Below are 20,327 nucleotides of genomic sequence, written 5' to 3'. Positions count from 1 at the left end.
ATGAGCCTCGCCGCATCCTCCGGGTCCGTGCACGTGCGCGCGCCGGGGAAGATCAACGTCTACCTCGGTGTCGGCGGGCGCCATGACGACGGCTATCACGCACTCGCGACGGTCTTCCAGGCGGTGTCGCTGTACGAGGACGTGATCGCCAGGAACGCCGACGACTTCTCGATCACGGTGACCGGGGTGGAGGACGACGGCTCGGTGCCGCTCGACGACCGGAACCTCGCGATGCGGGCCGCCAAGCTGCTGGCGACGGCGACGGATCACCCCGGAGGGGTCGCGCTGCAGATCCGGAAGAGCGTCCCGGTCGCCGGCGGTATGGGCGGGGGCTCCGCGGACGCCGCGGCCGCCCTGATCGCCTGCGACGCGCTGTGGGGCACGGGACTCTCCGCGGCCCGCTTGCACGATCTCGCGGCCCGGCTCGGTGCGGATGTCCCCTTCGCGCTGCACGGCGGCACCGCCGTGGGCACCGGCCGCGGCGATCAGCTGAACCCGGCGCTCGCCCGCGGGCGCTTCGACTGGCTGCTGGTGACCAGCGACGAGGGGCTGTCCACGCCCGCCGTGTACACCCGGCTCGACGAGCTGCGCGAGCAGGAGGGGGCGCTCGCCGACGATCCGCCGCTCTCGCTCGACGTGCCGATCCCGGTGCTGCAGGCGCTGCGGACCGGAGACGCCTGGCAGCTCGCCGACGCGCTCCACAACGACCTCCAGGCGGCCGCGCTCGACCTGCGACCGGATCTGGCGCAGACCATCGAACGCGGGGTCGCGGCCGGTGCGCTGCACGGTCTCGTGTCCGGCTCGGGGCCGACCGTGGCCCTCCTCTGCGCGGATCCCGAGTCCGCGCAGGCGGTGCAGACGGCCCTCCGCGAGGACGGTCTCGATCCGCTGCACGTGCACGGCGCCGTCCCCGGGGCCCGCATCATCGGCTGAGCCTGCCCGATTCCCTCGCGTCCGAGCGGCGAGGAGCGTACGCACGGTCGAGGTGCACCCGGCGGGTCATCGCAGACATAATGAAGTAGTCATGTGACCGTGCACACGCGAGGAGGCTGGATGTCCACCTCCTCCGAGCGTGCCCGTATGCCGAGCATCCGCGACGTCGCCCGTCTCGCCGGCGTCTCGCATCAGACCGTCTCCCGGGTGCTCAACGATCACCCCAGCATCCGCCCGGAGACCAAGGCGAAGGTGCTCGACGCGATCGCCGTGCTCGACTACCGTCCCAATCTGGCGGCGCGCGCGCTCGTGACGAGCAAGTCGAACATGCTCGGCATCCTGTCCGCGACGATCGGCGAGTTCGGACCGACGTCGTCCATCGCCGGCATCGAGGACGCGGCGCGCGAGGAGGGGTACTCCGTCTCCACGCTCAACCTCCCCGCGACCACGCCGGAGGCGATCGGCAAAGCGGTCCGCCAGCTCGAACGCGAGCAGGTCGACGGCATCGTGGTGCTCGCGCCGCAGGTGCGCGTCTTCCATGTCCTGCGCGGCATGAACGTCACCATGCCCTTCGTGACCCTGCAGACCGCCTCGGGATCGGACGGCGTCAGCCTCTCCGCCGACCAGGTGGCGGGGGCGAAGGCGGCGACCGAGCACCTGATCGCGCTGGGGCACAGCGACATCCTCCACCTCGCCGGGCCGCAGGACTGGATCGAGGCGGAGTCCCGGATGCGCGGGTATCTGGATGCGCTCCGCGACGCCGACCTGCCCACGTTCCCGCCGATCCGCGGGGACTGGACGGCCGACTTCGGGTACTTCGCCGGCAAGGAGCTCTCGCTGCGGCGCGACTTCACGGCGGTGTTCGCGGCCAACGACCTCATGGCCATCGGGCTGCTGCACGGATTCCGCGACGCCGGGCTGCGCGTGCCGCACGACGTGAGCGTGATCGGCTTCGACGACATCCCGGTTGCCGCGCACGTGGCGCCGACGCTGAGCACGGTGCACCAGGACTTCCCCGAGCTCGGGCGGCGCGCCGTGCGCATCCTCCTCGCCGAGATCCGGGGCGAGAAGGCCCCCGCGTTCGGCCCGCTGCAGACCCTCCTGCGGGCGCGCGAATCCGCTGCATCACGGTAGCGACACGAAAACACGCCGCGGACTTGACACCGCTCCCGCGGAAGACGACGATATACCGATGTGAACGGTCACATCGAAGGTGACCGCACGTCGCGAGGAAGATCCGTGAGCACCACAGCAACGTTGCCGACCGTGTCAGGCCCGATCCTGGAGATGCGCCGCATCACCAAGGAGTTCCCGGGAGTCAAGGCGCTCGCCGACGTCTCGATCACCGTCCGCGCCGGCGAGATCCACGCGATCTGCGGCGAGAACGGCGCCGGGAAGTCGACGCTGATGAAGGTCCTCTCGGGGGTGTACCCGTACGGCACGTACGACGGCGAGATCCTCCTGTACGGCCAGGAGCAGCGCTTCAAGGACATCGCGGCCAGCGAGCAGGCCGGCATCGTCATCATCCACCAGGAGCTCGCGCTCATCCCGGAGCTCTCGGTCACCGAGAACATCTTCCTCGGCAACGAGATCCGTCGCTTCGGCCGCATCGACTGGCAGGCGCAGAAGGAGCGCACCATCGAGCTCCTCGCCCGCGTCGGCCTGGACGAGGACCCGGACGTGCCGATCAAGACCCTCGGCGTCGGCAAGCAGCAGCTCATCGAGATCGCCAAGGCGCTGAACAAGGACGTCAAGCTGCTCATCCTCGACGAGCCCACCGCCGCGCTCAACGAGAACGACTCGCAGCACCTCCTCGACCTGATCCTCGGGCTCAAGGCCAAGGGCATCGCGTCGATCATGATCAGCCACAAGCTCAACGAGATCGAGCAGATCGCCGACGAGATCACGATCATCCGCGACGGCCGCACGGTGGAGACGCTGGACATCTCCCGCGGCGAGATCAACGAGGACCGCATCATCCGCGGCATGGTCGGCCGGTCGCTGGAGAGCCGCTACCCGGACCGCACGCCGGAGATCGGCGAGGTGTTCTTCGAGGTCAAGGACTGGTGGGTGCAGCACCCGACCGTCCCGGAGCGCATGGTCGTGAAGGGGTCGAGCATCAACGTCCGCCGCGGCGAGGTCGTGGGCATCGCCGGCCTCATGGGCGCCGGCCGCACCGAGCTGGCGATGAGCATCTTCGGCCGCTCCTACGGCACGTTCCTCTCCGGCACGCTCGTCAAGGACGGCCAGGAGATCGAGCTCCCCGACGTCGCCGCCGCGATCAAGCACGGCCTCGCGTACGTGAGCGAGGACCGCAAGGTGCTCGGGCTCAACCTGCTCGACACCATCAAGCGGTCCATCGTCGCGGCGAAGCTCTCCAAGATCGCGCACAACGGCGTCGTCGACTCCCGCGAGGAGTTCTCGGTGGCGGAGCGCTACCGCAAGACCCTGCGCATCAAGACCCCGTCGGTGGAGGAGGGCGTCGGCAAGCTCTCCGGAGGCAACCAGCAGAAGGTCGTCCTGGCGAAGTGGATGTTCACCGACCCCGACCTGCTGATCCTCGACGAGCCCACCCGCGGCATCGACGTCGGCGCCAAGTACGAGATCTACGCGATCATCAACGAGCTCGCCGCCCAGGGCAAGGGCGTGATCGTGATCTCCAGCGAGCTGCCCGAGCTGCTCGGCATCTCCGACCGCATCTACACCGTGTTCGAAGGCCGGGTCACCGACTGCATCCCGGCCGACCAGGCGACCCCCGAAGACCTCATGCGCAGCATGACCTCCGCGACCCAGAAAGCATCCGCATGACCACCGACTCGACCACCGCGAAGCGCGGCTTCCACTTCAAGGACATCACGAAGATGTTCGGGGGAGGGCAGTCGACCCTCCGTCAGTTCGGCATCCTCGGCAGCCTCGTCGTCATCCTCGTCGTCTTCCAGGTGCTGACGTGGATCTTCAAGGGCACCGGCCTCACGCTGTCCTCCGGCAACCTCATCAACGTCGTCAACCAGTACTCGTACATCCTGATCCTGGCGATCGGCATGGTGATGGTCATCATCATGGGGCACATCGACCTCTCGGTCGGATCCGTCGCCGCGTTCACGGGTATCGTCGTGGCGAAGGCCATGCAGGACTGGAACCTCCCCTGGCCGCTGGGCATCCTCCTCGGTCTCGGTGTCGGCGTGCTCGTCGGCGCCTGGCAGGGATTCTGGGTCGCCTACGTCGGGGTGCCGGCGTTCATCGTGACGCTGGCCGGCATGCTGTTCTTCCGCGGTGCGAACCAGGCGGTGGGCGACTCGCAGTCGGTGCCCGTGCCGGAGGGCTTCAAGATCATCGGCGCCGGCTACCTGCCTGAGATCGCCCTGCCGCTTCCGTTCAACATCCCGACCATGCTGCTGGCGCTCGCCGGCGTCGCATGGATCGTCTTCTGGGAGATCCGCACCCGGCGCATCCAGCGCAAGATGGGCTCCGACATGGCGCCGCTGTGGGTGAGCGTGACGAAGGTCGTCCTCATCTCGGCCGTCATCCTCGTCGCCGGCTGGCTGTTCGCCACCGGACGGGAGGGCACGAGCTTCCCGATCTCGGGCGTCATCCTCCTCGCTCTCGTCATCCTCTACTCGTTCATCACGAACAACACCGTCTTCGGCCGTCACATCTACGCGGTCGGCGGCAACCGCCAGGCGGCGCGCCTCTCGGGCGTGAAGGACCGCTGGGTCGACTTCTTCGTGATGATGAACATGTCGGTCCTCGCCTCGCTCGCCGGCATGATCTACGTCGCCAGGGCGACCGCGTCCGGCCCGCAGGACGGCAACGGGTGGGAGCTCGACGCGATCGCCTCCGTCTTCATCGGCGGCGCGGCCGTCTCCGGCGGCATCGGCACGGTGATCGGCTCGATCATCGGTGGTCTCGTGATGGCGTTCCTGAACAACGGCCTCGCGCTGCTCGGCGCCGGTGCCGACGTCGTCTCGATGATCAAGGGCCTCGTGCTCCTCTTCGCCGTCGGCGTCGACGTGTGGAACAAGCAGCAGGGCCGTCCGTCGATCATCGGGTTCCTCACGCGCCGTCTCGGCCGCAAGCAGGATCCGGCCACCGACACGTTCGATCCCACGAAGACGAACTACCCCACCAGTCAGAAGTACGAAGCCCCCGCCGTCGAGGAGACGCGCGGAAAGTAAGGGCCGCGTCGCGCAACGCAGGCGCGACGGGACCTGCACACACCAGAGAAAGAGATCACATGAAGAAGATCCTTCTGTCGGCGACAGCGCTTGTCGTCGCGGGCGCATTCGCCCTCACCGGCTGCTCCTCGGAGCGCGGCGGTGACTCGGGTTCGGGGTCGGGCGAGGAGGCCTCCTCGGGCTTCGACGCCGGCTCCACGATCGGTGTCGCTCTGCCCGACAAGACCTCGGAGAACTGGGTCCTGGCCGGTCAGCTGTTCACCGACGGCCTCGAGAAGGCCGGCTTCAAGGCGGACGTGCAGTACGCGCCCGCCAGCAACACGGTCGCCGAGCAGCAGAACCAGATCCAGGCGATGGTCACCGGTGGCGCCAAGGTCATCATCATCGGCGCCAAGGACGGCAAGCAGCTCACCACGCAGGTGGAGGCCGCGCGCGACGCCGGTGTCGCGGTCATCGCCTACGACCGTCTCATCGAGAACACCGACGCGGTGGACTACTACGTCGCCTTCGACAACTTCGAGGTCGGCAAGCTCCAGGGCCAGGCGCTGCTCGACGGGCTCGCCGAGCGCGCGGATCACGAGGCGCCGTACAACATCGAGCTGTTCTCGGGCTCGCCGGACGACGCCAACTCGGCGGTGTTCTTCAACGGGGCGATGGAGGTGCTGCAGCCGAAGATCGACGACGGCACGCTGAACGTCGTCTCCGGGCAGACCGAGATCTCCCAGACGGCGACCGAGGGCTGGAAGCCGGAGAACGCCCAGCGCCGGATGGACTCGATCCTCACGTCGAGCTACGGCTCGGAGACCCTCGACGGCGTCCTGTCCCCGAACGACACCCTCGCCCGCGCCATCATCACCTCGGCGCAGCAGGCCGGCAAGCCCGTCCCGGTGGTCACCGGTCAGGACTCCGAGGTCGAGTCGGTGAAGTCGATCATGGAGGGCGTGCAGTACTCCACGATCAACAAGGACACCACGCTGCTCGTGGAGCAGGCCATCAAGATGGTCGGTCAGCTCCAGAAGGGTGACGAGGTCGACGTCAACGACACCGACCAGTACGACAACGGCAAGAAGGTCGTCCCGGCCTACCTGCTCCCGCCGGTCATCGTGACCAAGGAGAACGCGGCCGAGGCCTACGCCAACGTCCCGAGCCTCCTCGAGATCGTGAAGTCGTACGAGTAAGCCGTAGCGCGAACATCCGGGTTCCCAGAGAACATCGGACACGACGAGCCGTCCGGACCCTCGGGTCCGGGCGGCTCGTCGCCGTTGCGGCGCGTCACCGTCCTGCCTTCAGTCGACGGGCTGCCATCGCCGCGTCGCCAGGGCGAGGAGGAGCGCGGCCATCGTCAGCGTGGCCGCGAGAGCGACGGGGGAGAGCGCGCCCGCCCCGCTCGCGAGGGTCCACGCTCCCGACGCCGGTCCGATCACAGCGCCGATGTTCAAGGCCGCGGTGGCGTAGGACCCTCCCATGGTCGGGGCGCCGGAGGCGGCATACAGCACCCGGGTGATCAGTGTGCTTCCGACGCCGAACGAGGCCATGCCCTGCGCGAAGACGAGGAACAGCAGGGGTATCGGCTGCGTCGCGACCGCCGCCAGGACGATCCAGCCGCCGAGGAGCAGCGGGCCGCCGACCGCGAGGAGGACACCGGCATGTCGATCGGCGAACCGACCCGCGATGGTCACGCCGAGGAACGAGCCGATGCCGAACAGGACCAGCGCGAGCGGGACCGCAGCGTCGGGCAGGCCCGCGACCTCGGTGACGATCGGCGCGAGGAACGTGAAGACCGCGAAGGTCCCCGCGTTCACCAGGGCCGCCAGGGTCATCGCGAGGGCCAGGCGCGGTGTCCCCAGGAGCGCGAGCTCCGTGCGGAGGGCCGGTTCCTTCCGGGGGAGTGGTGCCGGGGCGGGGTCGGGCTCCGTGCCCGGGATCGTCGTCGGCACGCCGCGGAGGATTCCGAGCAGCGCAGGGAGGCAGAGGAGCGCGACAGCGGCGAAGGTCGCCCGCCAGCTCAGCGCGGTGCCGAGGATGGCGCCCACAGGGACGCCGACGATGGTGGCGACGGTCGTCCCGGAGAGCAGCACCGCGAGCGCTCGTCCGGTGCGCTCGCGGGGGACGAGGAGGGTCGCCGTGCGCAGGGCGACGGCGAGGAAGCCGGCGTTCGCGAGGGCGCTGAGTACGCGCGTGACGAGCAGAAGCTCGAACAGGGACGTCACCGCGCCGACGGCATGGCAGGCGGCGAAGAGCACGAGGCAGGCGACGAGTGTGCGGCGTGGGGGCCAGCTGCGCGCGAACGCGGCCATGGCGGGTGCGCCGATGACCATGCCGACCGCGAAGGCGGAGGTGAGGAGGCCCGCCGTGCCGACCGGGACGTCGAGCTCGTGCGCGATCGCGGGGAGGAGTCCCGCGAGCATGAATTCGGAGGTGCCCATGACGAAGACCGCCAGGGCAAGGGCATAGAGGGGGAAAGGCATCGAGTGCTCCGAGGTGAGAGGGAAGAGGAATGCTTCTCGTCACCACGGTCAGCGCCCGGGTCACCGGCGCGCGCCCGCCGGCAGGGCGGACGAAGGGATCAGCGGTTCGCGGGGCTGACGGTGTGACCGGCAGCCCCCGACCTGTCTGATTCGGGGCTCGACATGCCCTCCACTCTAGGGCTGACGGCGGGAGACCACGGAGGTTCCTCGGCGAAGGTGACGGTGTGCGGAGGCGGCGGTCGGTCGATGTAGGTCCGGCCGGTGGGGCTCGTCCACTCCAGAACGCCGCCCGGCCCCTGCTCGACGTGCCACGGGGAGTGGTGTTTGAGCATGTGATGTCGTCGGCAGAATGTCGCCAGGTTGTCGTGCGCGGTCTCTCCGCCGAGCGCCGCATCGTGATTGTGATCGAGGTCGCACTTCCGCGGTGCGAGGCCGCAGCCCGGGAAGCGGCAGCGTTGATCGCGGGCCCGCAGGTGCCGGCGGAGGTTTTCGCTCGGGCGATATCGGTCGACGGCCAGCAGCGCCCCGCTGATCGGGTGGGTGAGCACCCGGTCCCAGCCGCTCGCCGCGCCGGCCAGACGGCGGGCCGTGGCCGGATCGATCGGGATGATCCCGTCCAGCTCGGCGGCGAGGATCCGAGTGCCCTCTGTCGTCCGTTCCTGCTCCCCGTGCATCAGCTCGCCGTGCATCAGCGTCAGCACCGGCACGGTGACCTCGACGCGCGCCCGAAGCTCCGAGAGCAGCCCCTCTTCCGAGTCATGGCCCGCCGGAGCGCCGGTCAGGACGAGGTCGGCGAGCAGATCCGCGCGCAGCTGATCCACGGTCCTGTCGTCGAGGATGCTCTCCTCCGCCTCCCGACGCCGTGCCTGCGCGTTCTCCTCCAGCACGGCATGCGCCATCTGGGAGAGCCGGTCGTACATCCCGTGCACGAGCGCCGCGGGGCCACGCGCGCCGAGCTCGGCCATGCCGTCCTCGAGATCGGTCACCCAGACGCGGCGCAGCTCCCTGGCGTCACGATGTCGCTCGACGAGGGTCCGCTCCCGGAACCGGTCGGCCAGTCGGCGCACGAGTCGGCGTATCCGGTTCGGAGATTCCGCAGCGGCCACCTCGATCGCCTCCGCCGCGAAACGCGAACGGTCGTCCGGGTCATGGAGGTGAGCCCCCGCCTCCACGATCACGCGTGCATGCGCGGCGCTGATCCGCCCGGCGCCCTGAGCCTCCCAGACGGCGGGGAACCGTTCGACCAACCAGGACGCATCGGACATCCGCCGCTCGATCGTGCGGTCGCTGACGCGCTGTGCGGCCCCGATCTCCGCGGCGACCGTGCGGATCGCCATGTCGCCGCCGTCCGGATGCCGAGCCTGCCGGGCGATGTCGACCGCCAGTCGCCCCGCCATCGCGAGCAGTCCGTCGCGGGCCGCCTGCATGCTGCTCAGCGTCTTCTCCGCCGCTTCCAGCCCCTCCACCAGATCGGCGAGCATCGCCATCTGGGAGTCGGTCGCGTCGAGCAGTGCGGGCATGACGGCAGTCCATCACCGACCACCGACATTCGAACGAAGATTCGAAGGATTCTGGCCGAAAGTCGTATCACGGAAGGATAACGACCGTGGTTGACTGGCTCCGTGCTCCTGAACGTCATCGAAGCCGGGGAGGGCGACCGCGTCGCCGTGCTGCTGCACGGCATGATGGGGTCCGCCGAGAGCTGGCACCGCGTGGTCCCGCTGCTCGTGGAACGCGGCTTCCGCGTGCTCGCGCTCGATCTGCCCGGCCACGGCCTCTCTCCGCGTGACCCGGAGCTCACGATCGAGACGGCGGCCGATGCCGTCGTCGCCACGCTCGCGCAGACGGCGCTCCCTCCGGGGGCAGGTTCCGCAGCGGGGGACGGGGCGGCCTCGCCGCTCGCCGTCGCCGTCGGGCACTCCTTCGGCGCCACCGTGCTCGCCGCCGCCGCGCCCCGCCTCGATCCGAGTCTCGCGGTCTACGTCGACGCGCCGCTCGCCCTCCAGGGCGGCCAGGACCGCGCCTCTCTCATCTCGCAGTACGAGCACGACCGCCGCGCGCGCATGTCGCCCGCCGAGCTCCGCCGGCTCCGGCCCTTCTACTCCGTCGACGATGCCACGGTCGAGGCGCGGGCGGCCGAGCGCTTCGATCCGCCGACCGCGGCCTCCGTCTCCTGCGGGGAGGACGGTCATTGGACCGCCGCCCCCGGCTCCATCGTCGTCCGCGCGGAACCCAGTGCCTGGGTCACCGACGAGGACGCGCGGCGGTTCGAGCATGGCGGGGTCACGGTGCGCAGCATCCCCGGGGCCGCTCACACCGTCTGGTACAGCCACTTCGAGGTCTTCACCGCCGCGCTGCCGGAGCTCTTCGCCCCGTCGCTGGTCTGACCGGGAGACCGTCCGACGCGGCGCGACTACCCTGGAGAGGACATGGCACATCTTCTCGGGGCCGAAGCCCTGCACCTCGAATACCCGACCCGCGTCGTCTTCGACGCCGTGACCCTCGGCATCGAGGAGGGCGACCGCATCGGCATCGTCGGCCGGAACGGCGACGGCAAGTCGAGCCTTCTCGGCATGCTCGCCGGCACGAAGCAGCCGGACTCCGGTCGGGTGACCGTCCGCGGCGGCACCCGCATCGGCGTGCTGGACCAGGCCGACACCCTCCCCGACGACATCACGATCGGCGCCGCCGTGGTCGGCGACATGGCCGAGCACGAATGGGCCGGTGACGCCCGCGTCCGCGACGTGATCGAGGGGCTGCTGACCGATCTTCCCTGGGACGCGCAGGTCGGCTCCCTCTCCGGCGGTCAGCGCCGCCGCGTGTCGCTCGCGAATCTGCTCACCGGGGACTGGGACGTCATCGCTCTCGACGAGCCGACGAACCACCTCGACGTCGAGGCGATCACCTGGCTCGCCGGACACCTCAAGAAGCGCTGGCCCGCGAACGCCGGAGCCCTCCTCGTCGTGACCCACGACCGGTGGTTCCTCGACGAGATCTGCACCGAGACGTGGGAGGTGCACGACCGCATCGTGGAGCCCTTCGAGGGCGGCTATGCGGCGTACATCCTGCAGCGGGTCGAGCGCGACCGCATGGCGGCGGCGACCGAGGCGAAGCGGCAGAACCTCGCCCGCAAGGAGCTCGCCTGGCTGCGCCGCGGTGCCCCGGCCCGCACCAGCAAGCCCAAGTTCCGCATCGATGCGGCCAACGAGCTCATCGCCGACGTGCCCGAGATCCGCGACAAGGTCTCGCTGCAGTCGCTCGCCGTCTCGCGGCTGGGCAAGGACGTCGTCGACCTGCTCGATGTGGGGGTGACTTACCCTTCGACAGGCTCAGGGACCCAGGCGGGATCCGGAACCGGCGGGAAGACCGTGCTGAAGGACGTGGAGTGGCGGATCGCGCCGGGCGAGCGCACGGGCATCCTCGGGGTGAACGGCGCCGGGAAGTCCACACTCCTGGGGCTCATCTCCGGCACGGTCGAGCCCACCGAGGGGCGGATCAAGCGGGGGAAGACCGTGCAGGTGCGCACGCTCACGCAGCGCCTCGACGAACTCCTCCCGCACTGGAACGACCCCGTGCGCGTGGTCATCTCGGGTCTGCGCACGTCGTACACGCTCGGCGCCGGGTCGAAGGCGCAGGACCTCACACCAGGACAGCTCCTGGAGCGGCTCGGGTTCTCCTCGGCTCAGCTCTCGACGCCGGTGAAGGATCTCTCCGGCGGTCAGCAGCGCCGGTTGCAGCTGCTGCTCGTGCTGCTCGACCAGCCGAACGTGCTCATCCTCGACGAGCCCACGAACGACATGGACACCGACATGCTCGCCGCGATCGAGGACCTCCTCGACTCCTGGTCGGGCACCCTCCTCGTCGTGAGCCACGACCGGTACTTCCTGGAGCGGGTGACGGATCAGCAGTACGCGATCCTTCCCGGTCCGGACGGCGCGGGGCGCCTGCGCCATCTCCCGGGCGGCGTCGACGAGTACCTTCGTCTGCGGCAGCGCGTCGAGAGCGCCTCGACGACCTCGACGGCGGCATCGGCCCCCGCAGCGAGCGGTCTCGACGGCGCGGCTCTCCGGGCGGCGCAGAAGGAAGCCGCCGCCCTCGAGCGTCGCATCCAGAAGCTCACGCAGCAGGTCGACGCGGCCAAGCACGCCCTCGCCGACCACGACCAGTCCGACTATGCGGGCCTCGGCGAGCGGATGAAGGCGATCACGGCGCAGGAGGCCGAGATCGAGGAGCTGGAGCTGCGCTGGTTCGAACTCACGGAGCAGATCGGCTGACGGAGGAATATCCTTCTCCCACGACTGTTGGGAGTAGCGATGGAAGGCCTCGAAGTAACCGTCCTGCTCGGACTCACGATCCTCGTCGGAACCCTGATCGCCCCGCGCGTGCGTCTCGCGCTGCCCCTCGTCCTCGTCATCCTCGGACTGTTGCTGGGATTCATCCCGCCGCTGCGCGAGGTCCAGCTGCCGCCGGAGACCGTCCTGCTGCTGTTCCTGCCGGTGATGCTGTTCTGGGAGAGCCTCACGACATCGCTGCGGTCTATCCGCCGCGACTTCCGCTACATCGTGCCGATGAGCACGCTCCTCGTCGTCGCCTCCGCGTTCGCGGTGGCCGGCATCGGCGTGCTGTTCGGCATGCCCTGGGAGATCGCCCTCATCCTCGGGGCCGCGGTCGCGCCGCCCGACGCCACGGCCGTCGCCGCCCTCGGCCGGCTGCTGCCTCGTCGGATGTTCATGAAGCTCAAGGCCGAGAGCCTGACCAACGACGGCACCGCGCTCGTGCTCTACGCCATCGCGGTGTCCCTCGCGCTGGGCGGCCAGGTCACGCCGCTCTCGGTCACCTGGGACGTGCTGGTGTCGTACGTGGGCGGGATCGCCGCGGGGATCGTCGTCGCGGCCCTGGCCACGCTGCTGCTGCGCCGCATCTCCTCCACCATCGTCATCAACGTCACGCTGCTGCTCGTGCCGTTCTCCGCGTTCCTGCTCGCCGAACTCGTCCACGCGTCCGGGGTGCTCGCCGTGGTCGTGGCCGGACTCATCGTCGCCTGGGTGTCGCCGCGCGTGACGACGGCGGCCTCGCGCCGACAGGCCGACGCGGCCTGGCCGTTCGGCGTCTTCCTGTTGAACGGGGCGCTGTTCGTGCTCATCGGCCTCGAGGTGCAGTTCGTCGCCCACGAGATCTCCGCCGCCGCCATCGGCCGCCTGGTGCTCGTGACGCTCGCCGTGTGGGCGACGCTCTTCGCCGTGCGGTACGTGTTCCAGCTCCTCAACGTGCTGTTCCAGCGCCGCCCGGCCGAACGCCCGCCGCGCGGCGCCCGCTCCCGCGCCCGACTCGTGTCCACGGTCGCCGGCATGCGCGGCGCGGTGTCGCTGGCGATCGCGCTGTCGGTGCCGACCGGTGTCTCCGCAGGGAGCATGGTGGGCGGGCGTGACGAGATCGTCTTCGTGACCGCCGGGGTGATCCTGCTCAGCCTCCTCGTGCAGGCGCCTCTCCTTCCGGCGCTCGTGCGCTGGGCGCGATTCCCGGTCGACCATGCCGAGGACGAGGAGTACGAGCTCGCCGAGCGGGCGATCTCGGGTGCGGCCCTGGCCGCGCTCGACGACCTCGCCGCGGAGCACGGCATCGGCCAGGAGGTGCGCGATCGGGTGCGCGCCGAGGGGTACCAGGCGCTGGAGTTCGCGAACGCCCGGACGCTCGCGCGGGAGCAGGCGCTCATCGACGCCGAGGCCGACGCCCTGGACGAGATGCTCGGCGCCCCCGATCCCTACGGCACCGGGGGAGAGGCGCGCAGCCGCGAGGACGATGACGAGGACGCGGGTAACGTGGCGGTGTCGGCAGGGACCGCCCCCGACCCCGAGGCGACGGACGGCACGACGCTGCAGATGATCGCGACCTCCGCCGACGTGGACCTCGCCCAGCGCTCGCCGCTCGTGCGGCACGAGGAGCACACCCGGCTCAAGCTCGCGCTGCTCGACCGCAAGCGCGAGGTGCTGCTCGGGCTCCGCGGCGCCGGCACCGTGGACGACATGGTGGTCCGCCGGATCTCCGCCCGTCTCGACCTGGAGCAGGTGCGTCTGCAGGGCATCGAAGAGTTCGACTGATCCGATCCCGCACGGCTGTGACGCCGTGTGACATCCCGATTCCGCGACAGCGCGCCCTCCTGCCTAACGTTGTCGAGTCCCGCCAGGAAGGAACCCTCATCATGTCCCGCCGCACCACCTCCGCCCTCGCCGCGCTCGCCGTGGTCCCGCTGTTCGTCGCCCTCGCCGGGTGCGCCACCTCGTCCGACGCGGGTTCCGGCGACGGCGGCTCCGGGAACGAGACCGTCAAGATCGGTGTCGTCGGGAAGGGCGACGCGCAGTGGGCGCCCTTCGTCGAGGCCGCCGCCGACGAGGGCATCACGGTCGAGCTCGTCGACTTCGGGTCCTACGAGCAGCCGAACCCGGCGCTGACCGAGGGCGAGATCGACCTCAACCAGTTCCAGCACATCGTGTACCTCGCGGAGTACAACAACGCCTCGGGTTCCGACCTCACGCCCATCGGCTCGACCGCCATCTACCCGCTCGGCCTGTACTCGACGAAGTACGACGACGTCGACGACATCAAGAAGGGCGACACGGTCGCGGTTCCCGACGACGCCTCGAACCAGGCACGCGCGCTCAACGTGCTGCAGCAGGCGGGCCTGCTCGAGCTCAAGAGCGGCGGCACGCCGTACTCCGACCTCGCCGACATCGATGCCGACAAGTCGAAGGTGAAGGTGATGGCCCTCGAAGGTGCGCTCATCCCGACCTCGCTCCCGGACGTCGCGGCCGCGATCATCAACAACGACTTCGTCGAGGACGCCGGACTGACGTTCGACGACGCGATCGCGCAGGACGACCCGGAGGACCCGAACGCCCTCCCGTACGTCAACATCTTCGCCGCGCGCGCGGAGGACGCGGACAACGAGACGTACCAGAAGCTCGTCGAGATCTTCCAGACGAACGAGGATGTGCAGGCGGGGCTGCTCGAGTCCTCCGGCGACACCGCGGTGGCGCTGCGTACCCCGGTCGAGGACCTCGTGGCCTCGCTGGAGAAGGTCCAGAAGGACGCCGAAGACAAGTAACCGGACGCCGGGGTGTGATCCGCCCCCTGTTCGATGAGGGAGAATCGGGTGGCGCTTCGTGCGCCGCCCGATTCTCCGTTTCCCGAGAACCAGACCGGAGCACCACATGCCGATCGTCACCCTGACGAACGTCTCCAAGACCTACCCCTCCCGCAGCCAGGGCGATCGCGAGATCATCGCCGTCGACGACGTCACCCTCTCCATCGACAAGGGCGACGTCTTCGGCATCATCGGATACTCCGGTGCGGGGAAGTCGACGCTCGTGCGTCTCATCAACGCGCTCGAGCCGGCCACCCGCGGCACCATCACGGTGGACGGAGTCGACATCACGGCGCTCAAGGAGAGCGAGCTGCGCGCCGTGCGCGGCGGCATCGGGATGATCTTCCAGCAGTTCAACCTGTTCTCCTCGCGCAGCGTCAAGGCCAACATCGCGTACCCGCTCAAGCTCGCCGGCTGGTCGAAGCCGGACATCGAGGCGCGCGTCGCCGAGCTGCTGTCGTTCGTGGGGCTCGCCGACAAGGCGAAGGCATACCCGGAGCAGCTCTCCGGTGGACAGAAGCAGCGCGTCGGGATCGCCCGCGCGCTCGCCACCAAGCCCGCCATCCTCCTCGCGGATGAAGCGACGAGCGCGCTCGATCCGCAGACCACGCACGAGGTCCTCGACCTGCTCAAGCGCGTCAACGAGGAGCAGGGCGTCACGATCGTCGTCATCACTCACGAGATGGATGTGATCCAGACCATCGCCACCCGCGTCGCCGTCATGGAGAACGGGCGGGTCATCGAGCAGGGCGACGTCTTCGATGTCTTCTCCGCCCCGCGGAATCCGGCGTCTCAGCGGTTCGTCGGCACGGTGGTGAAGGGGGTGCCCTCGCCGTCGGAACTCGCGGTGCTGCGGGACCGGCATACCGGACGCCTGGTGACCCTGTCGTTCCGCGACGGCGACTCGTCGCAGGCCCAGGTGTTCCTCGACCTCGCCTCGGCGGGTCTCGACTTCGAGCTCGTCTACGGCGGGATCAACGACATCCGGGGTCGTGCGTTCGGCCACCTCACGCTCGCCATCCGGGGTGACCGCGCGGCGATCGACAGGGCCCTGGCGCGTATCGCGGAGCGTGTCGAAGTCACCGTCATCGCCGGAGAGGAGGGTCGCTGATGGATCGTCTGAACGAACTGTGGCCGGAGTTCTGGCAGGCCGCGCTCGAGACCCTGTACATGACGTCGTTCGCGCTCGTGCTCGGGGGGATCCTCGGGCTGGCGGTGGGCGTCCTGCTGTACGTGACGCGCCCCGGCGGACTGATGCCGAACCGCGTCGTCTCCGGGCTCATCAACTTCGTGGTGAACTTCTTCCGACCGATCCCGTTCGTCATCTTCATGGCGGTGGCGCAGCCGTTCGCGCGCCTGGTCGTCGGCAGCGGCATCGGCACCACCGCCGGAGCCTTCATCATCGGTCTCGCGGCGGCGTTCGCGATCGGCCGCATCGTCGAGCAGCATCTCGTCTCCGTGTCGCCGGGCGTGATCGAGGCAGCGCGGGCGATGGGCGCCGGGCCGTGGCGGATCCTCTTCACCGTCGCGATCCCCGAGTCGCTCGGCCCCCTCATCCTCGGTTACACCTTCATCGTCGTCGCGCTCATCGACATGACCGCGATGGCCGGGCTCATCGGCGGCGGCGGGCTCGGGGCCTTCGCGCAGATCTACGGTTTCCGGCAGTTCGAGCCGCTCGTGATGTGGGCGGCGATCATCCTCATCGTGGTGTTCGTCCACCTCGTGCAGCTTCTCGGCACCCGGCTCGCGCGGAAGGTCATGCGCCGCTGAGGCCGATCAGCGTGCCGGGGCCTCCTGCAGGCTCCGGCGCGTGGTGAACGTGCACTCCTGCCCGGTCAGCGGATCGGTGAACCGGAGCTCGCGTGCGAGGAGCTGGAGCGGGCGGGTGAAGTCGTCCGGACGCTCCGGCTGCAGCACGGGGTAGAAGCCGTCGTGGAGGATGCCGAGGCCGAGCGCGGCGAGGTGCACGCGGAGCTGGTGCATCTTCCCGCTGTGCGGACGGAGAAGCGTGTGCACGACGCGATCGTCGGCGGCGATGACCTCGATGAGCGTCTCGGAGTTCGGCTCGCCGTCCTCATCCACCTGCACGCACACCTGACCGCGGAGCTTCTCGATCCGGTTGCGGTAGACGAGGGGGAACCGCGACGGATCCCAGTCCGCCGGGCGCGCGGAGACCGCCTCGTACACCTTCTCCACACGACGGTCCTCGAACAGCAGCTGGTAGGCGCCGCGGGTGGCCGGACGGGCGGAGAACATGAGCAGCCCCGCCGTGGCCCGGTCGAGGCGGTGGATGGGCGTGAGATCCGGGTTGCCGAGGCGATTGCGCAGCCGGACGAGGGCGGAGTTCTGCAGGTACTTGCCGCCCGGCGTGGTGGGGAGGAAGTGCGGCTTGTCCACCACCACCAGATGCTCGTCCTGGTGCAGGATCTCCTCGGTGAACGGGATCTCCTTCTCGACCGGAGGCTCCCGGTAGTACCAGACGAACTCCTCGGCGCCGAGAGGCGTGTCCCGGGAGAGCGGCCGGCCGTCGCGCGCGACGATCTCCCCGCGGTCGAAGCGCACGAGCAGCCGCTCCGGATCGAGGTGGAAGAACCGCTCGACCATGTAGGCGGCGATGGTCGGCCACGCACCCGTCAGCGGCACGTGCAGCCGGGTCGCGCCGACCCCGTCGCGCACGGGAAGCGGGGAGGGCATGCCCATGTCTCGGCCTTCGGAGCAGGGGTCGCGGGGCTGCGACCGGGTGCTCCCAGCCTAGGCGATCGCTCGGGCAGGGTCCGAGGGCCGCTGCCACTCCTGCCTCGGTTGCACGATCCCGTTGCGCCTGCACGACCGTTCCGGGGTTCTCGTCCCACGTCCGAACCCTGGTCGTGCATCCGGAACGAGGGGACCGGACGGGAGGCCCGGAACCGGTCGGGGTGTCAGCGGGTTTCGGCGGCGAGCCAGTCGTCGAAGGTCGTCGCCGCCGTGCGCGCGTCGTCGCCGGGGAGCAGCACCTCACCCGCGAACTCGACGCCGAGCGCGGCACCCTTCCACGCGGCGCGCAGCGGAAGGTCGCGACCCCACGCCGCGAGAGTGCGGCGCGCCATGTCGACGGCGTCCTCCGTGCGGGGTCCGGCGATGTCGAACGAGCCGCCGAGCGCCGGCGACTCCGCCGCGTCGACGAGGGCGACGGCCACGTCCGCGGGCGCGATGGGCTGCAGGAGCAGCGGGGGCACGACGCCCTCGCCGTCCTCGATGCTCCACTCGGTGATCATCGCGGGGAAGTCGTGGAACTGCGTCGCCCGCACGATGGTGAACGGAACGGGACCACGAGTGACCTCTCGCTCCTGGGCGCGTTTGCCTGCGTAGTGGGGGTTGCCGCGCACGCGATCGAGCGCCGCGATCGAGAGGGCCACATGGTGGCCGACCCCGGCTTCGTCCTCGGCGGCGAGCAACGTGCGGCTGAGCGTGGTGAACACCTGCTCGGCCTCGGCGACGTCGGATACCGGAGGATTCGTCGCGTCGACGACCGCGTCCACTCCGCGCAGCAGCGTCGCGAGACCTTCGCCCGCGGTCAGGTCGACACCCTCGCCGCGGCTGAGCGACAGCGGATCATGCCCCCGACGCCGGGCCTCCTCGAAGACTAGGCGCCCGATCCGGCCCGTTCCTCCTGCGACCGCGATGCGCATGCCCACTCCTTTGATCATGGATATTGTGTGTCCATAATAGGGCGCCCGGATACGATGGGCAAGTGAAACTCCCGGAGACCTCCGAGTGGGTGCTGCACACCGTCGCGGTGATCGCTCAGCTCCCCGCGGGGTCGACGGTGTCCGGGGCACAGCTCGCCGAGCACTTCGGCGTGCCGGGGCCGTACCTGTCGAAGCAGCTCGCGAAGCTCGTCCGCGCCGGCATCCTCACCGGCAGCACGGGGCCCCGCGGCGGCTTCCGCCTGGCCAGGGAGCCCGAGAGCATCACCATCCTCGATCTCGTCACCGCGGTGGACGGCGCCGCCGACCCCTACATCTGCCGCGAGCTCCGTCAGCAGGGGAGAGGCGCCGCCCGTCCGGAGGACTGCACCGCGCCGTGCGGACTCGCCGTCGTCATGCGCCGTGCCCACGAGGCCTGGAGGGCTTCTCTCGAGGCGGTGTCGATCGCGGAGGTCGTCGGCACGCTCCCCGACACCGTCCCGGCCAAGAACCGGCGCCTCCTCCTCGGACCCTGACCTGCCCGTTCGCACGATCCGTGCCCGGGTCGGTCCTGTGACGCCTGCAGGACCCGGGTCCGGATGCACGACTCGTGTCGGATGGGTCCTGCGACGCCTGCACGACCCGGGTCCGGATGCACGACCAGGTGACCGCTTCTCCCGGGCAGCCGTGCACGGATCGTGCAGGCGGAACAGACGGGATGGACCGGACCGAACCACACCGGGTCCGGGTCAGGTGTCGAAGCTGAGACTCAGCTTCCGCAGCAGGGCGGCCAGTCGGTCCCGGTCGGCGCGGGAGAGGGCGCGCAGCAGGTCGGCCTCGGCGTCCACGAGCCGGGTGATCGCGGCGTCCACCCGGACCCGGCCGTCGTCGGTCAGGGTCACGAGCACGCTGCGACCATCGGCCGGGTCGGCTTCACGGCGCACGAAGCGACGGCCGACGAGACGGTCGATGCGGTTGGTCATGGTGCCGCTCGACACGAGGGTCTGCTGCAGGAGCTGCTTGGGGGAGAGCTGGAACGGCGACCCGGCCCGGCGCAGCGCCGACAGCACGTCCCACTCCCACGGTTCGAGGTCGCTCCGGCGGAACACCTCGCGGCGCGCGCGGTCGAGGTGTCGGGAGAGGCGGTCCATGCGGGACAGCACCTCGAGGGGGGAGAAGTCGAGGTCGGGGCGCTGCGTGTTCCACGCGCCGACGATCCGATCGACCTCATCCGCCTCGCTCATCCGTTCATTATCGCGTGCGGCGAGATCGTGGCCGCGGAGGACGCGGGGAGGAGCATCGTGAGGAACGCGCTGTGCGCGTCGGGGGGATAGGAGCCGAACGGGGCGCCCTCGCGGAAACCGGCGGCGGCGTACATCGCGCGCGCGGGGGCGAAGAAGGGGTCGCGGCCGGTCTCGAGCGAGAGTCGCCGGACGCCCCGCGCGCCGGCGTCGTCGAGGAGATGACCGAGCATCGTCCGCCCGAACCCGCGTCCGCGGAAGGCGGGATCCGTGCGCATCGACTTCAGCTCCTCATGTCCGTCCTCCACGACCGCGAGGGCGCCCGTCGCAGCGATCCGTCCGTCGATCCGTCCTGTGAAAAACCGGACGCGCGGAGTCAGCAGCCGGTCGAGCGGCAGCGCATGCTGGCTCTCGGGTGGAGCGGTGCCGTTCATCTCCGCGTGGTGGGCGGCGATGAAGGCCGCGATCTCGGGGGCGGCGACGGTGACACGGTCGATCACGAGGCTCATCGTCCCAGCATCGCAGAGCCGTGTTTCGGGCGGATGACGAGCCCACTCGGCGTGCGCCTCACGCACAGGAAGACGGGCGAGGACGTGGCAGACTTATCGGGCGGCGCCCCCGGGGCGCCGCGGTCCGCCGTGGTGTAATGGCAGCACGACAGCCTTTGGAGCTGTGAGGTCTAGGTTCGAGTCCTGGCGGCGGAG

The 20,327-nt window shown here is 69.9% G+C and carries 18 protein-coding genes and 1 tRNA gene; 13 read left to right on the top strand and 6 right to left on the bottom strand.

Annotated elements, in window-relative coordinates:
• From B7W94_RS09215 to B7W94_RS09195, 5 genes are all read left to right on the top strand, one after another.
• Positions 1 to 933 carry a 4-(cytidine 5'-diphospho)-2-C-methyl-D-erythritol kinase gene (locus B7W94_RS09215; RefSeq protein WP_085606090.1) on the top strand — a complete coding sequence of 311 codons (933 nt, stop codon included), beginning with the start codon at positions 1 to 3 and terminating at the stop codon, positions 931 to 933.
• Between the two features lie 120 nt (positions 934 to 1,053).
• On the top strand, positions 1,054 to 2,067 hold the full coding sequence (locus tag B7W94_RS09210; protein ID WP_085606088.1) for a LacI family DNA-binding transcriptional regulator: 1,014 nt from the start codon (positions 1,054 to 1,056) through the stop codon (positions 2,065 to 2,067).
• Between the two features lie 60 nt (positions 2,068 to 2,127).
• Positions 2,128 to 3,741 carry a multiple monosaccharide ABC transporter ATP-binding protein gene (gene mmsA, locus B7W94_RS09205; RefSeq protein ID WP_441338628.1) on the top strand — a complete coding sequence of 538 codons (1,614 nt, stop codon included), beginning with the start codon at positions 2,128 to 2,130 and terminating at the stop codon, positions 3,739 to 3,741.
• Entirely contained in the window at positions 3,738 to 5,108 is a 1,371-nt protein-coding gene (gene mmsB, locus B7W94_RS09200) for a multiple monosaccharide ABC transporter permease (RefSeq protein ID WP_025105620.1), read from the top strand. The genes mmsA and mmsB overlap by 4 nt, the downstream gene beginning before the upstream one ends.
• Before the next feature lie 59 nt (positions 5,109 to 5,167).
• Complete coding sequence (locus B7W94_RS09195; RefSeq protein WP_025105621.1) at positions 5,168 to 6,286, top strand: substrate-binding domain-containing protein; 1,119 nt, start codon at positions 5,168 to 5,170, stop codon at positions 6,284 to 6,286.
• A 108-nt stretch (positions 6,287 to 6,394) separates the two neighbouring features.
• Here the strand turns inward: B7W94_RS09195 and B7W94_RS09190 are convergent, their stop codons facing one another.
• Positions 6,395 to 7,576: a Cmx/CmrA family chloramphenicol efflux MFS transporter gene (locus B7W94_RS09190; protein WP_085606084.1), complete on the bottom strand. Its 1,182-nt coding sequence runs from the start codon at positions 7,574 to 7,576 to the stop codon at positions 6,395 to 6,397.
• A gap of 98 nt (positions 7,577 to 7,674) precedes the next feature.
• Positions 7,675 to 9,096, bottom strand: a complete 1,422-nt coding sequence (locus B7W94_RS09185) for an HNH endonuclease signature motif containing protein (protein ID WP_085606082.1) — start codon at positions 9,094 to 9,096, stop codon at positions 7,675 to 7,677.
• A gap of 102 nt (positions 9,097 to 9,198) precedes the next feature.
• Between B7W94_RS09185 and B7W94_RS09180 the strand changes: the two genes are divergently transcribed.
• The 6 genes from B7W94_RS09180 to B7W94_RS09155 all read left to right on the top strand — a co-directional run bounded on the left by B7W94_RS09180 (position 9,199) and on the right by B7W94_RS09155 (position 16,487).
• On the top strand, positions 9,199 to 9,963 hold the full coding sequence (locus tag B7W94_RS09180; protein ID WP_025105624.1) for an alpha/beta fold hydrolase: 765 nt from the start codon (positions 9,199 to 9,201) through the stop codon (positions 9,961 to 9,963).
• Positions 9,964 to 10,005: 42 nt separating this feature from the next.
• Positions 10,006 to 11,850 carry an ABC-F family ATP-binding cassette domain-containing protein gene (locus B7W94_RS09175; protein WP_085606080.1) on the top strand — a complete coding sequence of 615 codons (1,845 nt, stop codon included), beginning with the start codon at positions 10,006 to 10,008 and terminating at the stop codon, positions 11,848 to 11,850.
• 39 nt (positions 11,851 to 11,889) lie between these two features.
• Positions 11,890 to 13,674 carry a Na+/H+ antiporter gene (locus B7W94_RS09170; protein ID WP_085606078.1) on the top strand — a complete coding sequence of 595 codons (1,785 nt, stop codon included), beginning with the start codon at positions 11,890 to 11,892 and terminating at the stop codon, positions 13,672 to 13,674.
• Between the two features lie 101 nt (positions 13,675 to 13,775).
• Positions 13,776 to 14,678 carry a MetQ/NlpA family ABC transporter substrate-binding protein gene (locus B7W94_RS09165; RefSeq protein WP_085606076.1) on the top strand — a complete coding sequence of 301 codons (903 nt, stop codon included), beginning with the start codon at positions 13,776 to 13,778 and terminating at the stop codon, positions 14,676 to 14,678.
• A gap of 106 nt (positions 14,679 to 14,784) precedes the next feature.
• Positions 14,785 to 15,828: a methionine ABC transporter ATP-binding protein gene (locus B7W94_RS09160; RefSeq protein ID WP_085606074.1), complete on the top strand. Its 1,044-nt coding sequence runs from the start codon at positions 14,785 to 14,787 to the stop codon at positions 15,826 to 15,828.
• Positions 15,828 to 16,487 (top strand): methionine ABC transporter permease, encoded by a 660-nt coding sequence (locus tag B7W94_RS09155; protein WP_025105629.1) that lies wholly within the window; start codon positions 15,828 to 15,830, stop codon positions 16,485 to 16,487. The genes B7W94_RS09160 and B7W94_RS09155 overlap by 1 nt, the downstream gene beginning before the upstream one ends.
• A gap of 6 nt (positions 16,488 to 16,493) precedes the next feature.
• Here B7W94_RS09155 and B7W94_RS09150 read toward each other — a convergent pair whose 3' ends face one another.
• Both B7W94_RS09150 and B7W94_RS09145 read right to left on the bottom strand, forming a co-directional pair.
• Entirely contained in the window at positions 16,494 to 17,417 is a 924-nt protein-coding gene (locus tag B7W94_RS09150) for a pseudouridine synthase (RefSeq protein ID WP_085606072.1), read from the bottom strand.
• A 218-nt stretch (positions 17,418 to 17,635) separates the two neighbouring features.
• Positions 17,636 to 18,403, bottom strand: a complete 768-nt coding sequence (locus tag B7W94_RS09145) for an SDR family oxidoreductase (RefSeq protein WP_253247419.1) — start codon at positions 18,401 to 18,403, stop codon at positions 17,636 to 17,638.
• A 44-nt stretch (positions 18,404 to 18,447) separates the two neighbouring features.
• On the opposite strand from B7W94_RS09145, the gene B7W94_RS09140 reads away from it, so the two are divergent.
• Complete coding sequence (locus B7W94_RS09140) at positions 18,448 to 18,918, top strand: RrF2 family transcriptional regulator (protein WP_085606068.1); 471 nt, start codon at positions 18,448 to 18,450, stop codon at positions 18,916 to 18,918.
• Positions 18,919 to 19,131: 213 nt separating this feature from the next.
• Here B7W94_RS09140 and B7W94_RS09135 read toward each other — a convergent pair whose 3' ends face one another.
• A complete protein-coding gene (locus B7W94_RS09135; protein ID WP_025105633.1) occupies positions 19,132 to 19,626 on the bottom strand; it encodes a MarR family winged helix-turn-helix transcriptional regulator in 495 nt (164 codons plus the stop codon).
• Positions 19,623 to 20,132 (bottom strand): GNAT family N-acetyltransferase, encoded by a 510-nt coding sequence (locus tag B7W94_RS09130; protein WP_085606066.1) that lies wholly within the window; start codon positions 20,130 to 20,132, stop codon positions 19,623 to 19,625. The genes B7W94_RS09135 and B7W94_RS09130 overlap by 4 nt, the downstream gene beginning before the upstream one ends.
• A 123-nt stretch (positions 20,133 to 20,255) precedes the next feature.
• Between B7W94_RS09130 and B7W94_RS09125 the strand changes: the two genes are divergently transcribed.
• Positions 20,256 to 20,327, top strand: a tRNA-Gln gene (locus B7W94_RS09125).

Origin of the sequence: Microbacterium sp. LEMMJ01 (assembly GCF_002114135.1) — a bacterium.
GTDB lineage: Bacteria > Actinomycetota > Actinomycetes > Actinomycetales > Microbacteriaceae > Microbacterium.
This window is presented reverse-complemented; position numbering and strand designations above follow the sequence as displayed.

Excerpts from the sequence above, each read along its gene's own strand:
- B7W94_RS09215 (WP_085606090.1), top strand. The coding sequence starts at position 1 with ATGAGCCTCGCCGCATCCTCCGGGTCCGTGCACGTGCGCGCGCCGGGG.
- B7W94_RS09210 (WP_085606088.1), top strand. The coding sequence starts at position 1,054 with ATGTCCACCTCCTCCGAGCGTGCCCGTATGCCGAGCATCCGCGACGTC.
- mmsB (WP_025105620.1), top strand. The coding sequence starts at position 3,738 with ATGACCACCGACTCGACCACCGCGAAGCGCGGCTTCCACTTCAAGGAC.
- B7W94_RS09195 (WP_025105621.1), top strand. The coding sequence starts at position 5,168 with ATGAAGAAGATCCTTCTGTCGGCGACAGCGCTTGTCGTCGCGGGCGCA.
- B7W94_RS09190 (WP_085606084.1), bottom strand. The coding sequence starts at position 7,576 with ATGCCTTTCCCCCTCTATGCCCTTGCCCTGGCGGTCTTCGTCATGGGC.
- B7W94_RS09185 (WP_085606082.1), bottom strand. The coding sequence starts at position 9,096 with ATGCCCGCACTGCTCGACGCGACCGACTCCCAGATGGCGATGCTCGCC.
- B7W94_RS09175 (WP_085606080.1), top strand. The coding sequence starts at position 10,006 with ATGGCACATCTTCTCGGGGCCGAAGCCCTGCACCTCGAATACCCGACC.
- B7W94_RS09170 (WP_085606078.1), top strand. The coding sequence starts at position 11,890 with ATGGAAGGCCTCGAAGTAACCGTCCTGCTCGGACTCACGATCCTCGTC.
- B7W94_RS09165 (WP_085606076.1), top strand. The coding sequence starts at position 13,776 with ATGTCCCGCCGCACCACCTCCGCCCTCGCCGCGCTCGCCGTGGTCCCG.
- B7W94_RS09160 (WP_085606074.1), top strand. The coding sequence starts at position 14,785 with ATGCCGATCGTCACCCTGACGAACGTCTCCAAGACCTACCCCTCCCGC.
- B7W94_RS09155 (WP_025105629.1), top strand. The coding sequence starts at position 15,828 with ATGGATCGTCTGAACGAACTGTGGCCGGAGTTCTGGCAGGCCGCGCTC.
- B7W94_RS09150 (WP_085606072.1), bottom strand. The coding sequence starts at position 17,417 with ATGGGCATGCCCTCCCCGCTTCCCGTGCGCGACGGGGTCGGCGCGACC.
- B7W94_RS09145 (WP_253247419.1), bottom strand. The coding sequence starts at position 18,403 with ATGATCAAAGGAGTGGGCATGCGCATCGCGGTCGCAGGAGGAACGGGC.
- B7W94_RS09135 (WP_025105633.1), bottom strand. The coding sequence starts at position 19,626 with ATGAGCGAGGCGGATGAGGTCGATCGGATCGTCGGCGCGTGGAACACG.
- B7W94_RS09130 (WP_085606066.1), bottom strand. The coding sequence starts at position 20,132 with ATGAGCCTCGTGATCGACCGTGTCACCGTCGCCGCCCCCGAGATCGCG.